Source organism: Caballeronia sp. LZ008 (assembly GCF_031451435.1).
Lineage (GTDB): Bacteria > Pseudomonadota > Gammaproteobacteria > Burkholderiales > Burkholderiaceae > Caballeronia > Caballeronia zhejiangensis.
This window is the reverse complement of the sequence record NZ_JARUXK010000001.1, coordinates 2894772-2909253: the sequence shown is the minus strand read 5'-3', so window position 1 is coordinate 2909253 and position 14482 is coordinate 2894772. Positions and strand designations below refer to the sequence as shown.

12 protein-coding genes are annotated in these 14482 nt (G+C 61.7%); all 12 read left to right on the top strand.

Going from position 1 to position 14482, the window contains the following annotated elements:
* Nucleotides 1-49 precede the first annotated feature (49 nt).
* The 12 genes from QCE49_RS13525 (at nt 50) to QCE49_RS13470 (ending at nt 14444) form a co-directional block, all read left to right on the top strand.
* Entirely contained in the window at nt 50-934 is an 885-nt protein-coding gene (locus tag QCE49_RS13525) for a branched-chain amino acid ABC transporter permease (protein ID WP_008352432.1), read from the top strand.
* Nucleotides 934-1905, top strand: coding sequence for a branched-chain amino acid ABC transporter permease (locus QCE49_RS13520; RefSeq protein ID WP_250457162.1), 972 nt, complete (start codon nt 934-936; stop codon nt 1903-1905). Before QCE49_RS13525 ends, QCE49_RS13520 begins: the two co-directional genes overlap by 1 nt.
* Before the next feature lie 520 nt (nt 1906-2425).
* A complete protein-coding gene (locus QCE49_RS13515; protein ID WP_033536459.1) occupies nt 2426-3592 on the top strand; it encodes an ABC transporter substrate-binding protein in 1167 nt (388 codons plus the stop codon).
* Between the two features lie 237 nt (nt 3593-3829).
* Nucleotides 3830-5002: an ABC transporter substrate-binding protein gene (locus QCE49_RS13510; protein WP_008352435.1), complete on the top strand. Its 1173-nt coding sequence runs from the start codon at nt 3830-3832 to the stop codon at nt 5000-5002.
* Between the two features lie 127 nt (nt 5003-5129).
* Complete coding sequence (locus tag QCE49_RS13505; protein WP_250457084.1) at nt 5130-6185, top strand: branched-chain amino acid ABC transporter permease; 1056 nt, start codon at nt 5130-5132, stop codon at nt 6183-6185.
* A 4-nt stretch (nt 6186-6189) separates the two neighbouring features.
* Nucleotides 6190-7962: an ABC transporter permease subunit gene (locus QCE49_RS13500; protein ID WP_409017196.1), complete on the top strand. Its 1773-nt coding sequence runs from the start codon at nt 6190-6192 to the stop codon at nt 7960-7962.
* The gene (locus QCE49_RS13495) at nt 7959-8708 is read left to right on the top strand and encodes an ABC transporter ATP-binding protein (RefSeq protein ID WP_250457086.1); all 750 of its coding nucleotides are present in this window, start codon (nt 7959-7961) and stop codon (nt 8706-8708) included. The genes QCE49_RS13500 and QCE49_RS13495 overlap by 4 nt, the downstream gene beginning before the upstream one ends.
* A 157-nt stretch (nt 8709-8865) precedes the next feature.
* Nucleotides 8866-10830 carry a tRNA uridine-5-carboxymethylaminomethyl(34) synthesis enzyme MnmG gene (gene mnmG, locus QCE49_RS13490; protein ID WP_250457087.1) on the top strand — a complete coding sequence of 655 codons (1965 nt, stop codon included), beginning with the start codon at nt 8866-8868 and terminating at the stop codon, nt 10828-10830.
* Entirely contained in the window at nt 10827-11492 is a 666-nt protein-coding gene (gene rsmG / locus QCE49_RS13485) for a 16S rRNA (guanine(527)-N(7))-methyltransferase RsmG (protein WP_250457088.1), read from the top strand. Before mnmG ends, rsmG begins: the two co-directional genes overlap by 4 nt.
* A gap of 76 nt (nt 11493-11568) precedes the next feature.
* A complete protein-coding gene (locus tag QCE49_RS13480; RefSeq protein ID WP_008352447.1) occupies nt 11569-12348 on the top strand; it encodes a ParA family protein in 780 nt (259 codons plus the stop codon).
* A 44-nt stretch (nt 12349-12392) separates the two neighbouring features.
* Entirely contained in the window at nt 12393-13295 is a 903-nt protein-coding gene (locus tag QCE49_RS13475) for a ParB/RepB/Spo0J family partition protein (protein ID WP_008352449.1), read from the top strand.
* 12 nt (nt 13296-13307) lie between these two features.
* Nucleotides 13308-14444: an SLC13 family permease gene (locus QCE49_RS13470; protein WP_008352451.1), complete on the top strand. Its 1137-nt coding sequence runs from the start codon at nt 13308-13310 to the stop codon at nt 14442-14444.
* The last annotated feature ends 38 nt before the right edge of the window (nt 14445-14482 follow it).

Genomic DNA, 14482 nt, shown 5'->3' with positions numbered 1-14482 from the left:
GCCGCTCGGCCGCCGCAACCGCGTCAACACGTTTCTGACGGCAGGTTCAATGGAAATTTTCGGCATTCCACTCGCCGCGATGATGAGCCAGCTGCTGCTCGGGCTGGTGAACGGCTCGTTCTACGCGATCCTGAGCCTCGGGCTCGCGGTGATCTTCGGCTTGCTCAACGTCATCAACTTCGCGCACGGCGCGCTCTTCATGCTGGGCGCGATGCTCGCATGGATGGGCGCTTCCTACTTCAACGTCCCGTACTGGGCGATGCTCGTGCTCGCGCCCGTCATCGTCGGGCTGTTCGGCGTTTTCGTCGAGCGATCGATGCTGCGCTGGCTCTACAAGCTCGATCATCTCTACGGGCTGCTGCTCACGTTCGGCCTCACGCTCGTGATCGAAGGCGTGTTTCGCTCGATCTACGGTTCGTCGGGGCAGCCTTACGACGTGCCGTCGCTGCTGCAAGGCGCGACCAATCTCGGCTTCATGTTCCTGCCGAACTATCGCGCGTGGGTGGTCGTGGCGTCGCTCGTCGTGTGTTTCGCGACGTGGTTCGTGATCGAGAAGACGCGCGTCGGCGCTTATCTGCGCGCGGGCACGGAGAATCCGAAGCTCGTCGAGGCGTTCGGCGTCAACGTGCCGATGATGATCACGCTCACCTACGGCTTCGGCGTCGCGCTCGCGGCGTTCGCGGGCGTGCTTGCGGCGCCGGTGATTCAGGTGTCGCCGCTGATGGGCCAGTCGATGATCATCACGGTGTTCGCGGTGGTCGTGATCGGCGGCATGGGTTCGATCATGGGCTCGATCCTCACGGGTCTCTTGCTCGGCGTGATCGAAGGCTTGACGCGCGTGTTCTATCCGGAAGCGTCCGCGACGGTCGTCTTCGTCATCATGGCGATCGTGTTGATGATTCGCCCGGCAGGATTCTTCGGCAAGGAAAAATGATGCAGAGAAAAGCGCTCTACGGCCTGTTGCTGATCGGCCTGATCGTGGCGCCGTTCGTCGGCGTGTATCCGCTGTTCATGATGAAAGTGCTGTGCTTCGCGCTCTTCGCAGCCGCGTTCAATTTGCTGATCGGCTATACGGGGCTGCTGTCGTTCGGGCACGCGATGTTCCTCTCTTCCGCGGGCTACGTGGCCGGCTACGCGATCCAGACGCTCAACTTCACGCCGGAGCTCGGCGTGCTCGCGGGCACGGCGGCGGCGACGCTGCTCGGTCTCGTCGCCGGCCTGATCGCGATTCGGCGCCAGGGCATCTACTTCGCGATGGTCACGCTCGCGCTCGCGCAGATGGTGTACTTCGTCTTCCTCCAGGCGCCGTTCACGCATGGCGAAGACGGTCTGCAAGGCGTGCCGCGCGGCAAGCTGTTCAACGCGATCGATCTGGGCAACGACATCACGCTGTATTACGTCGTGCTCGTGGTGATGCTGCTCGCGTTCGCGCTGATCGTGCGCATCGTGCATTCGCCGTTCGGGCAAGTGCTGATCGCGATCAAGGAGAACGAGCCGCGCGCTATTTCGCTCGGCTACGACACGTCGCGCTACAAGCTGCTCGCGTTCGTGCTGTCGGCGGGGCTCGCGGGTTTCGCGGGCGCGACGAAGACGCTCGTGCTCGGCTTCGAAACCCTGGGCGACGCGCACTGGACGATGTCCGGCCTCGTCGTGCTGATGACCCTCGTCGGCGGCATGAGCACGATGTTCGGCCCGCTGCTCGGCGCGGCGATCATCGTCGCGCTGGAAGACCGGCTCGGCGATATCGGCAGCGGCATCGCGCGGCTCACGGGCGTAGCGTGGTTCAACTCGCTGGGCGAATCGGTGACGATCGTGACGGGCGTCATCTTCATCGCGTGCGTGCTGGCGTTCCGTCGCGGAATCGTCGGGGAGATCGTTGCGCGGGTTCGGCCGCTGCAAGGCTGAAGCGATTTACTTTGAATTGCGAATTAATTGGGGCTTCGCGAGAAGCGCGCTGTATTGCAAGAAATACGCCCCGTTGAGGTGCTTTTGTGCACCACTAGGGTAAATGCTAGGTTGCCGGGCACTGTTGCGTTCTTTAACATGCGTCCTAGTTCTGTTGCACCCAGATTTTTGAGGTGGAGAACGAGGAGACATGAGGCACGAAGTGCCCGACCGAAAAGCGCTGTTGGATGAGTCCAACAGCGCTTTTTTATTTGCCCGTCGATAATACGAATTAATCCCTCGACGGATTTAAGGCGGGGTTTTCCCGAGGGTTTAGGGATGCGTGCGGCGTCGTCGGAAAAGCGCTGAAAAAACAACGTTCGAAGCCCGGGAAGACCCTTCAAAAGGCTTGCTGCCCGGCGCTTTCGTCCGCTAAACTGCATTTCCCGACCCGTCGGTCGGCGATTCGAAGCGGCGCGAATCACGGACATATCCGCAGGCGATTCTTTACGCATAAGCACGATTTACGGGGCGCAAATCAATGAAGTTGGCATTACGCGGAAAGGCGGTCGCAATGGCCGTCGCGGCATTATCGGCGGTAATCAGCAATCAGGTTTTGGCGGACGTGAAAATCGGCGTGACGGTTTCGGCAACGGGCCCGGCGGCGTCGCTTGGCATTCCCGAGAAGAACACCGTTTCGTTGCTTCCGAAGGAGGTCGCCGGGCAGAAGGTGGAATACATCGTTCTCGACGACGCCACCGATTCCACGCAGGCCGTGAAAAACGCGCGCAAGCTGACGAGCGAAGATCATGTCGATGCGCTCGTCGGCTCGACCGTCGTTCCGAACTCGCTCGCGATGACCGACATCGCCGCTGAAACGCACACGCCGATGATCTCGATGGCCGCAGCCGCGAGCATCGTCGAACCGATGGACGCGAAAAAGGCGTGGGTCTTCAAGACGCCGCAGAACGACATTCTGATGGCCACCGCGATCGCGCAGCACATGTCGAATCATGGCGTGAAGACGGTCGCGTTCATCGGCTTCTCCGATGCCTACGGCGAGAGCTGGTTCAAGGAATTCTCGAAAGCGGCCGATCTCGCGAAGCTGAAGATCGTCGCGAACGAGCGCTTCGCGCGCAACGACGCATCGGTGACGGGCCAGGTGCTCAAGACGATGTCGCAGAACGCGGACGCGGTGCTGATCGCGGGCGCGGGCACGCCGGCCGCGCTGCCGCAGAAGACGCTCAAGGAGCGCGGCTACAAGGGCAAGATCTATCAGACGCACGGCGTCGCCAATAACGACTTCCTGCGCGTGTGCGGCAAGGATTGCGAAGGCACGTTCCTGCCCGCCGGACCGCTGCTCGTCGCGGAGCAGTTGCCCGACAGCAATCCCGTGAAGCAGGCCGCGCTCACGTACAAGAAAGCGTATGAAGGCGCCTACGGCGCGGGTTCGGTGTCGACCTTCGGCGGTCACGCGTGGGACGCGGGCCTCATTCTGCAGCGCGCGATTCCCATTGCGCTGAAGAAGGGCCAGCCCGGCACGCCGGCGTTCCGCGAAGCGCTGCGCGCGGCCATCGAAGAGACGAAGAATCTGCCGGCATCGCACGGCATCTTCAACATGAGCCCCAACGATCACTCCGGACTGGACCAGCGCGCGCGCGTGATGGTGGAGATCGTAGGCGGCAAGTGGAAGCTCTCGGGCAACTGACGCAATCGCATGTGAACTGATTCGAAGAACAAAGGCGCGTCGTTTCGAACGCGCCTTTTTTCTGCGCTGTGCAACGAAAGCCCCGACGAAGAAGAGGGCGCAACGGTCAGGGAAAACGAGCCTTGGCACGCAGTATCGCGGTAAATAGATTGGGGCGGCTCTTTGATTGGCCTCGAAAGTCGCATCGATAACAACTCGCAGCAACGCACCGCCAGTGTGCGCGTTTGGAGACAAGCAATGAAAACGAAGAAGGCATGGATCAAGACCGGCATCGCGCTCGCCATCGCGGGCAGCGTGTTCGCGGGCGCGGGCGCGGCGCTCGCGCAAGTGAAGATCGGCGTGACGCTCTCGGCGACGGGACCGGCGGCATCGCTCGGGATTCCCGAGAAAAATACCGTCGCGCTGTTGCCCAAGGAAATCGGCGGGAAGTCGGTCGAATGGATCGTGCTCGACGACGGTTCCGACACGAGCCGAGCCGTGCAGAACACGCGCAAGCTGATCGACGAAGATCACGTCGATGCGATCGTCGGCTCGACCGTGACGCCAAACTCGCTCGCGATGATCGACCCGGCCGCCGCGGGCAAGACGCCGATGATCTCGATGGCCGCCTCGGCCGCGATCATCTCGCCGATGGACGCGAAGAAAGCGTGGGTCTTCAAGACGCCGCAGAACGACGCGCTCATGGCCGACGCGATCGCGAGCTACATGGAGAAGCACGGCGTGAAGACCGTGGGCTTCATCGGCTTCGCCGATGCCTACGGCGACGGCTGGTACAACGTGTTCAACACGGCGGCCACGGCGCACAAGCTGAAGATCGTCACGAACGAGCGCTTCAACCGCACGGACACGTCCGTGACCGGCCAGGTGCTGAAGACGATGGGCGCGAACCCCGACGCGGTGCTGATCGCGGGTGCGGGCACGCCGTCCGCGCTGCCGGCGAAGGCGCTGAAGGAGCGCGGCTACAAGGGCAAGGTCTATCAGACGCACGGCGTCGCCAACAACGACTTCCTGCGCGTGTGCGGCAAGGATTGCGAGGGAGAGATCCTGCCCGCCGGTCCGGTGCTCGTCACCGAGCAATTGCCGGAGAGCAATCCGGTTAAGAAGTCGTCGGCGGCGTACAAGGACGCGTACGAGAAGGCCTACGGCGCGGGTTCGCTGTCGACGTTCGGCGGCCACGCTTGGGACGCCGGGCAGATGCTTCAGCGCGCGATTCCCGAAGCGCTGAAGAAGGGCCAGCCGGGCACGCCTGAGTTCCGCGAAGCGCTGCGCGCGGCGCTCGAAAACCTCAAGGATCTGCCGGTGTCGCACGGCATCATGAACATGACGCCGACCGATCACAACGGCTTCGACAATCGCGCGCGCGTGATGGTGCAGATCGTCGACGGCAAGTGGAAGCTGCTGAACGACTGATGTCGTGGAACGCGCCTTACCCGCGCGTTCCTGTTTCTTAAATTCGAGATGATCTCGTAGAACAAGCGGCGCACCGGCAACGGCGCGCCGCTTGACCATGTTTCACAAGAAGCTCCAAAGAGGAAGTATGGACTTATCGATTGCGGCGATCCTCGCGCAGGACGGGATCACCACGGGCGCGATCTACGCGTTGCTCGCGCTCGCGCTGGTGCTCGTGTTCTCCGTGACACGCGTCATTTTCATTCCGCAGGGCGAGTTCGTCGCGTATGGCGCGCTCACGCTGGCCGCGCTGCAGACGCAGAAGCTGCCCGCCACCTGCTATTTGCTCATCGCGATGGGCGTCGGCTGCTTTATCGCCGAACTCGCTGGCATCGTTCGGCATCCTTCGCGATATCACCAGATCGGACGCTTGCTCGCCGTCCTGGCCGGCAAGTATCTGCTGTTTCCCGTTGCGGTTTGGGGCATTACGCAAGCCGCTTTTGCGCAGCCTTTGCCGATGTTGGCCCAGATCGCGCTGACGCTTCTGATCGTCGTCCCGATGGGGCCGTTCGTCTATCGCCTCGCCTATGAGCCGATCGCGGAGGCGAGCACGCTGTTGCTGCTGATCGTCGCGGTCGCCGTGCACTTCGCGATGGTCGGCCTCGGGCTCGTGATGTTCGGCGCCGAAGGATCGCGCACGACGGCATTCTCCGACGCCAACTTCAATCTCGGCAGCGTATCAATCTCCGGGCAAAGCCTGTGGGTCGTGGGGACGGCTGTCGTGTTGATCGTCGCGCTGTACTTCTACTTCGATCGCTCGATTTCCGGCAAGGCGTTGCGCGCGACGTCGGTGAATCGTCTGGGCGCGCGGCTCGTGGGCATCGGCACGACACAGGCGGGGCGCCTCGCGTTCACGCTCGCGGCCGGGCTCGGCGCGCTCTGCGGCGTGCTCGTCGCGCCCATCACGACGATCTACTACGACTCGGGCTTTCTGATCGGCCTGAAGGGTTTCGTGGGCGCGATCGTCGGCGGTCTGGTGAGCTATCCACTCGCGGCGGCGGGGTCGCTGCTCGTGGGTCTGCTCGAATCGTATTCGTCGTTCTGGGCGAGCGCGTACAAGGAGGTGATCGTCTTTACGCTGATTATTCCGGTGCTGCTGTGGCGAAGCCTGGCGAGCCCGCATTCGGATGAGGACGAGGAGTGAGCCGATGAAATTCCGTTCTTTCTGGATCTTTCTGCTGATCGTTTTCGCGTTGCCGATTCTGCCCGGGCCGGTCGCCGTGCCCGAGTACTGGATCACGCTGCTGAACTACATCGGCCTCTATTCGATCGTCGCGATCGGCCTCGTTCTGCTGACGGGCATCGGCGGGATGACGAGCTTCGGCCAGGCTGCGTTTGTCGGCGTGGGCGCATACGCGACGGCCTTCCTGACGACGCGCTATGGCGTCTCGCCGTGGCTCGCGCTCATCGCAGGCGTCGTGCTGACGGCATTTATCGCGCTGCTGCTCGGTCTTATCACCATGCGTCTGTCCGGGCACTTTCTGCCGCTCGGGACGATCGCGTGGGGCCTCTCGCTGTTCTATCTGTTCGGCAACATGGAACTGCTCGGCAAGTACGACGGCATCAATGGGATTCCGGTGCTCAACGTGTTCGGCTGGCAGCTCGAATCGGGGCGCAGCATCTACTACCTGATCTGGGTCGTCGTGCTGCTCGCGGTGATATCTGTTCAGAATCTGCTTAATAGTCGGCCAGGCCGCGCGATTCGCGCATTGCGCGGAGGCGGCACGATGGCCGAGGCGATGGGCGTCAATACGGCGTGGATGCGCGTGGTCATCTTCATTTATGCAGCAGTTCTGGCGGCCATTTCCGGCTTCCTGTACGCGCACTTGCAGCGCGCGGTGAATCCGACGCCGTTCGGGCTGAATCACGGCATCGAGTTCCTGTTCATGGCGGTGGTCGGCGGCGTGTCGCACGTCTGGGGTGCGATTCTCGGTGCGACGATCCTCACCGTTCTGCAGGATTATCTGCAGACGCTTCTGCCCAAGCTGATCGGCGCCAACGGCAATTTTGAGATCATCGTTTTCGGCGTCGTGATGGTTCTGCTGTTGCAATACGCGAGACAGGGCGTATGGCCGTTCGTCGCGCGCATCTTTCCTCGTGGTCCTCGCGCTCACGTTCCAGGTCACGGCGACACCCTACCGCAGCGCAGCAAACCGACGGCGGGCGAGCGCTTGCTGGTTGTCGACAAGGCGCGCAAGCAGTTCGGTGGGCTCGTCGCGGTGAATGATGTCAGTTTCGAGGTGAAGGCCGGCGAGATCATCGGTTTGATCGGACCAAACGGCGCAGGCAAATCCACGACGTTCAATCTCGTCACAGGCGTGCTTCAAGCGACGAGCGGCGCGATCAGTTTTCACGGCGAACGCATCGAGAAGCTGACTTCGCGCGAGATCGTCAAACGCGGCATCGGGCGGACGTTTCAACACGTCAAGATGCTGCCGGGGATGACCGTTCTGGAGAACGTCGCGATCGGAGCGCATCTGCGTGGCAATACGGGCGTCTGGCGCAGCGTCGTCCGTCTGAACGCGGCGGAGGAAGCGCGGCTGATGGCGGAGGCCGCGAAGCAGATCAAACGCGTCGGGCTGGAGAAGCATATTTATAGCGAAGCGGGGAGTCTCGCGCTGGGTCAGCAGCGGATTCTGGAAATCGCCCGCGCGCTGTGCTGCGATCCGACTCTGTTGCTGTTGGACGAACCTGCCGCTGGCTTGCGGTATCAGGAAAAGCTACAACTGGCTGACTTGCTGCGAAAACTTCGCGCCGAAGGGATGAGCATTCTTCTAGTCGAACACGACATGGACTTCGTGATGAATCTGACGGATCGGCTTGTGGTGATGGAGTTCGGCACCAAGATCGCCGAAGGATTGCCGACAGAAGTCCAGAAGGATCCTGCGGTGCTCGAAGCATATTTGGGTGGGCTGGAATGATGGCAGATCCGATTCTTCAAGTGGACGGCTTGTCGGTACGCTACGGCAAGGTCGAGGCGTTGCACGACGGCAAGCTCACCGTCGGCGCGGGGCAGATCGTTTCCGTCATCGGGCCGAACGGCGCGGGAAAGTCGACGCTGCTTAACGCGATCATGGGCGCGCTGCCGCAGACGGGGCATTCGAAGGGTGTTGTGCGATATCTTGGAGAAGATATCTCTGCGTTACCGATTGAGCGTCGTGTCGCGCGTGGAATGTGCCTGGTGCCGGAAAAACGCGAGCTATTCGCGACGATGGCGGTAGAGGACAACCTCGTGCTCGGCGCTTATCGGCGTAAAAAGGCAGGCGAACGGAATTACCTTGATCAGCTCGATCATGTATTTCAGCTTTTCCCGCGACTGAAGGAACGGCGGAAGCAAGCGGCCGGAACCTTGTCGGGTGGAGAGCGGCAGATGCTGGCGGTGGGTCGCGCGCTGATGGGTAAGCCGCAACTTCTCATGCTCGACGAGCCGAGCCTCGGGCTGGCGCCGCTGATCGTCAAGGAGATTTTCCATATCATCAGCGCTCTGCGTCAGACGGGCGTTGCCACGCTGCTGATTGAACAAAATGCACGCGCGGCGCTGCAAATCTCCGACTACGGCTATGTTCTCGAAACGGGTGAGTTTGCCCTCGAAGGGAACGCCGATGCGCTTCAACACAATCCCCAAGTTATCGAGACTTATCTTGGCCTGACGAAAAAAGTGGCTTAGACGCCACAACGGCGGTGCCCACCGATGGCGTGTTTCACGTGAAACACGCCATTTTTTTCGTCTCTGCCCGTTTGACCGAATTCGAGGGCGGGAAGAAACCGTTATAATTCAAAGCTATTCTCTCTTCAGGTTCGTGTCGTTCGCACACGATATCCCAATGCTTTATCCCACAGAATTTGATGTGATCGTCGTCGGAGGCGGTCACGCGGGCACTGAGGCGGCGCTCGCCTCCGCGCGTATGGGCTGCAAAACGCTGCTTTTGACCCATAACATCGAGACGCTCGGTCAGATGAGCTGTAATCCGTCCATCGGCGGGATTGGCAAAGGCCATCTCGTCAAGGAGGTCGACGCGCTCGGTGGCGCCATGGCTGCGGCGACGGACGAGTCCGGCATTCAGTTCCGCATTCTCAATTCGTCGAAGGGGCCGGCGGTGCGGGCGACGCGCGCCCAAGCTGATCGCCTTCTGTACAAGCAGGCGATCCGCCATCGGCTGGAAAATCAACCGAATCTCTGGCTGTTCCAGCAAGCGGTCGATGATTTGATGGTCGAGGGCGATCGCGTCGTCGGTGCTGCCACCCAGGTGGGTCTGCGTTTTCGCGCGCGCGCCGTCGTACTGACCGCAGGGACGTTCCTCGATGGGAAGATCCACGTTGGTCTGAATAACTATGTCGGCGGTCGCGCGGGCGATCCCGCTGCGGTGTCGCTTTCCGCGCGTCTGAAGGAATTGAAGCTGCCTCAGGGCCGTCTCAAAACGGGCACGCCGCCGCGCATCGATGGCCGCACGATAGATTTCTCTCAGCTCGAAGAGCAACCGGGCGACCTCGATCCGATCCCGGTATTTTCGTTTCTGGGTCGAGTAGAGCAGCATCCGCGTCAATTGCCGTGCTGGGTCACGCACACGAATGCACGGACGCATGACATCATCCGCTCCGGACTCGATCGATCGCCGATGTATACGGGCGTTATTGAAGGCGTCGGACCGCGCTATTGCCCGTCGATCGAGGACAAGATCCACCGCTTCGCTTCGAAAGACGCGCACCAGATCTTCTTGGAGCCGGAAGGACTGACCACGAACGAGTTCTATCCCAACGGCATCTCCACGAGTCTGCCGTTCGACGTGCAACTCGAGCTCGTGCGCTCGATGCGGGGCCTGGAGCATGCGCACATCCTTCGTCCTGGCTATGCGATCGAATACGACTACTTCGATCCGCGGGCGCTGAAGGCTTCGTTGGAAACGAAGGCGATCAACGGCTTGTTCTTCGCCGGACAGATCAACGGTACGACCGGCTACGAAGAGGCAGCTGCGCAAGGCTTGCTTGCGGGAATCAACGCCGGACTCCAAGTCCAAGGTAAAGAGGCGTGGTCGCCGCGTCGAGATCAGGCGTATCTGGGCGTGCTCGTAGACGATCTCGTGACGCGGGGCGTATCTGAGCCGTACCGCATGTTTACGAGCCGCGCGGAGTACCGTCTGTCGCTCCGCGAGGACAACGCGGATATGCGTCTCACGGAAATTGGCCGCGAGCTTGGTGTCATCGACGATATTCGCTGGGACGCGTTCAGCCGCAAGCGCGACGCTGTTTCACGTGAAACACAGCGTCTTCGCTCGACATGGGTCAACCCGAAGACGCTGCCGGCCGAAGAGGCGACCGCGTTGCTCGGCAAGCCGATCGACCATGAGTACAGCTTGGCGGATCTGCTGCGCCGGCCGGGTGTTTCGTACGACGGCATCTGCGCGCTGCGCGACGGAGCGTGTGGCCCGGACGCGCCGTTAGCGGAGGATTCGGTTCTTCTCAGCCAGATCAAGGAGCAAATCGAAATCGGCGTGAAGTACCAAGGTTACATCGACAGGCAAGCGGACGAGATCGTGCGGAACGGCGCGCAGGAAAATACGCGCCTGCCCGAAGGTCTCGACTACAACGAAGTCCGCGGCCTGTCGTTTGAAGCTCGCCAGAAACTGATTCAGCACCGGCCCGAGACCATCGGTCAGGCATCGCGAATCTCGGGCATTACGCCGGCCGCGATCTCGCTGCTGATGGTGCATCTGAAGCGCGGCGCGGGACGTCGCGGCCGCAACTCGCCTAGCGACGATTCGGCAAGCGGTAATACGACGGCGGTTCAATGACGGAGCGCAACCAAACTCTGGCGACGACGCTCGAAAAGGGCGTCGCCGCGCTCGGCCTCGCGCTGTCGTCTTCGCAAAGCCAGAAATTACTCGATTATGTCGCGCTGCTCGCCAAGTGGAACTCCGTCTATAACTTGACGGCAATCCGCGACCCGCAGCAGATGCTGATCCAGCACATTCTGGATTCGCTCGCGATCGTCCCGGCTGTATCCGCGCGAAATCCGTCGACTCTGCTGGACGTCGGTTCGGGCGGCGGTTTGCCCGGCGTCGTGCTGGCGATCGCGCAGCCAGATGTGCGTGTGACGTTGAATGACATCGTCCACAAGAAAACAGCTTTTCAGTCGCAGGCGAAGGCCCAGTTAGGTCTGAACAATCTGTCTGTCGTAACCGGGCGCGTCGAAAGTTTACGTCCAGGCGTCGAAGTACCGGAAAAATTCGATGTAATCGTGTCGCGCGCATTCGCAGAGCTCTCCGATTTCGTTACACTTTCGCGTCATCTGGTTGCGGACAACGGGCGGATTCTGGCGATGAAAGGGGTGAAGCCAGATGCCGAAGCCGCGCGAGTGCCGGCGGGCGCCACGGTGCTCGGCATCGAGCGCTTGAATGTGCCGATGCTCGACGCCGAACGGCATCTCGTCGAGATTGCCGTCGAGCCGGTATGACGGTTCGTTGAAGGTTTTCATCCGCCATTCCAGGCACGCTGATCTTCTGACAGCGAAGAAACGAGGACACTAAACGATGGCAAAAATCTTCTGCGTCGCAAATCAGAAGGGCGGCGTTGGAAAGACCACGACAGCGGTCAATCTCGCGGCGAGCCTCGCGGGGCTGGGTCAGCGCGTGTTGCTGATCGACCTGGACCCGCAGGGCAACGCGACCATGGGTAGCGGCATCGACAAGGCCGCGTGCGAGAACACGGTTTACGAAGTGCTCGTCGATGGCGTCACGCTGCGCGAAGCGCGTACCCGTCCGGAGGCCGTTGGTTACGACGTGCTGCCGGCCAATCGCGAACTCGCTGGCGCGGAAGTCGAACTCGTGGACATGGAAAACCGCGAGCGCATTCTTCGCGTCGCGATCGAAGAAGTAGTCGATGACTATGACTTCGTGCTGATCGATTGCCCCCCGGCGCTTTCGCTGCTGACGCTCAACGCGTTGTGCGCGGCGCACGGCGTCGTGATTCCGATGCAGTGCGAATACTTCGCGCTGGAAGGGCTGTCCGACCTCGTGAACACGATCAAGCAGGTTCACGCCAATCTGAACCGCGACCTGAAGGTCATCGGCTTGCTGCGCGTGATGTTCGATCCCCGGATCACGCTGCAACAACAAGTGTCGGATCAATTGAAAGAGCATTTCGGCAGCAAGCTGTTCGACGTCGTGATCCCGCGCAATGTGCGTCTTGCCGAGGCGCCGAGCTACGGGCTGCCGGGTGTCGTGTTCGACAAGTCGTCGCGCGGCGCGCAGGCGTATATCCAGTTCGGCACGGAAATGATCGAGCGCGTGCGTGCGCTCGACCTCAACTAAGCAAACCCATTCGATGCGGCAGTCACGCCGATGGAGGAACCGAAATGAGCGCTGTGATGAAAAAGAAGGGTTTGGGCCGAGGCCTGGATGCATTGCTCGGCGGCAGCGTCGACATTACGGAAGCGGTGCGCGGTGAAGGCACGCCGTCGGTGTTGCCGCTCGACAAGCTGCAGGCCGGGAAGTATCAGCCGCGCACGCGCATGGACGAGGGCGCGCTGCAGGAGCTCGCGGCGAGTATCCGCGCGCAAGGGCTGATGCAACCGATCCTCGTGCGCTCCGTCGGCGACGATCACTATGAAATCATCGCGGGCGAGCGGCGTTTTCGCGCCGCGCGCCTGGCGGGGCTCGATGAAGTACCCGTGTTGGTAAAAAACGTGCCAGATCAGGCTGCCGCAGCGATGGCGCTGATCGAAAACATCCAGCGCGAGGATTTGAATCCGCTGGAAGAGGCGCAGGGCATCCAGCGCCTGCTCGATGAGTTCAGCTTCACGCACGAACAGGCTGCCGAGTCGGTCGGCCGCTCGCGCAGCGCCGTCTCTAATCTGTTGCGTCTTTTGAACCTGGCGACGCCCGTTCAGACGATGCTCCTCGCCGGCGACCTCGACATGGGCCACGCGCGCGCGCTGCTCGCCGTCGACGCAGCGACGCAGATTCAACTTGCCAATCACGTTGTCAATCGCCGCTTGTCGGTGCGTGAAACGGAGCGCCTCGTCGCGGCGACGACCAAGGAAGCGCCTGCGACAAAAGCACGCGCCGCGAACGACGGCGGACGTGATACGCGTCGGCTCGAAGAAGAGTTGTCGGATCTGCTATCGGCCAACGTGAAGATCAAGCTGGGCGGAAGAGGGCGCGGAAAAGTCACGATCGATTTCGGCACGCTCGACTCGCTCGAAGGCATTCTGACGAAGCTGCGCGGCAGCATCGAAGCGACGACTCCCACAGCCTGACCCGCGCACATCTTGTCCGAATTCGACGTCAACCGTACACGTTCCGACTTTCTTGCGCGCATCTGGCGGGCCGTCTCGAAAGAGCCGGTTCTCGCCATTTTGGTATTCGCGCTCGTCGTGTTGCAGATCGCCCATCCACGTCCGTGGATGTCGCTGCCGGGTCTCGTCGACTGGCAGACGGTGCTTACACTCGCGGGCCTGCTGGTGCTGACCAAGGCCATCGAATTATCAGGATTCCTGATGTGGGCCGCGCATCGGCTCGTGCATCACATTCATGGCGAACGCACGTTGGCGCTGCTCCTCGTGGCGCTCGCCGCGGGCCTCTCCACGGTGCTGACCAACGACGTAGCGCTTTTCGCCGTCGTCCCGCTCGCCTTGTCGTTGCACAAGCTCGCGCCGCTGCCGATCAAACGGCTCGTCATCGTCATTGCGCTGTCGGTCAACGCAGGCTCGATTCTCACGCCACTCGGCAATCCCCAGAACCTTTTCCTGTGGCAGACGAGCGGCGTCGGCTTCCCGGCGTTCGTCTGGGCGATGCTGCCGCTGTGCGCCGCGTTGATGGCGCTGCTCGGCATCGTCACGTTCGCGATGTTCCGCGCGGAGCCGCTGGATCTTTCCGGCGATGTCGAGGAACATCGCGTCGATCGCGTGCTGTGCGGTGTCAGCGTGCTCGCGTTTGCGGCGTTCGTCGCGCTCGCCGATGCGCATCACGCCGGCCCGGCGCTGGCCGTTCTGGCGGCCGTCTTCCTGTTGTGGCGACGTGAAGTCGTGTTGAAGATCGACTGGCTGCTGCTCCTCATCTTCGTGATGATGTTCATCGTGCTGCGCAGCGCGGCCGCGTTGCCGTCGATTCACGCAGGCATCGCCCATATAGGCATCGATACGCCGATGCGCGCGTATGCGGCGGGCGCGGTGCTGTCGCAGGCCATCAGCAACGTGCCGGCGGCCATCGTGCTCGCGGAGTTCTCGAAGGACTGGCGCGCGCTCGCATTTGGCGTGAGCGTCGGTGGATTCGGTATCGCAATCGGTTCGCTCGCGAATCTCATCGCCGTGCGCTTGTCGGGTGAAAAAGGCATGTGGATGCCATTTCACATGGTGTCGATCCCGTTCTGGATCGTGGCAATCGTCATCGGCTGGGCGCTCGTTTGATGCTCGGCGCAGGCTCCTCCATCGAATGAAAATCTCCT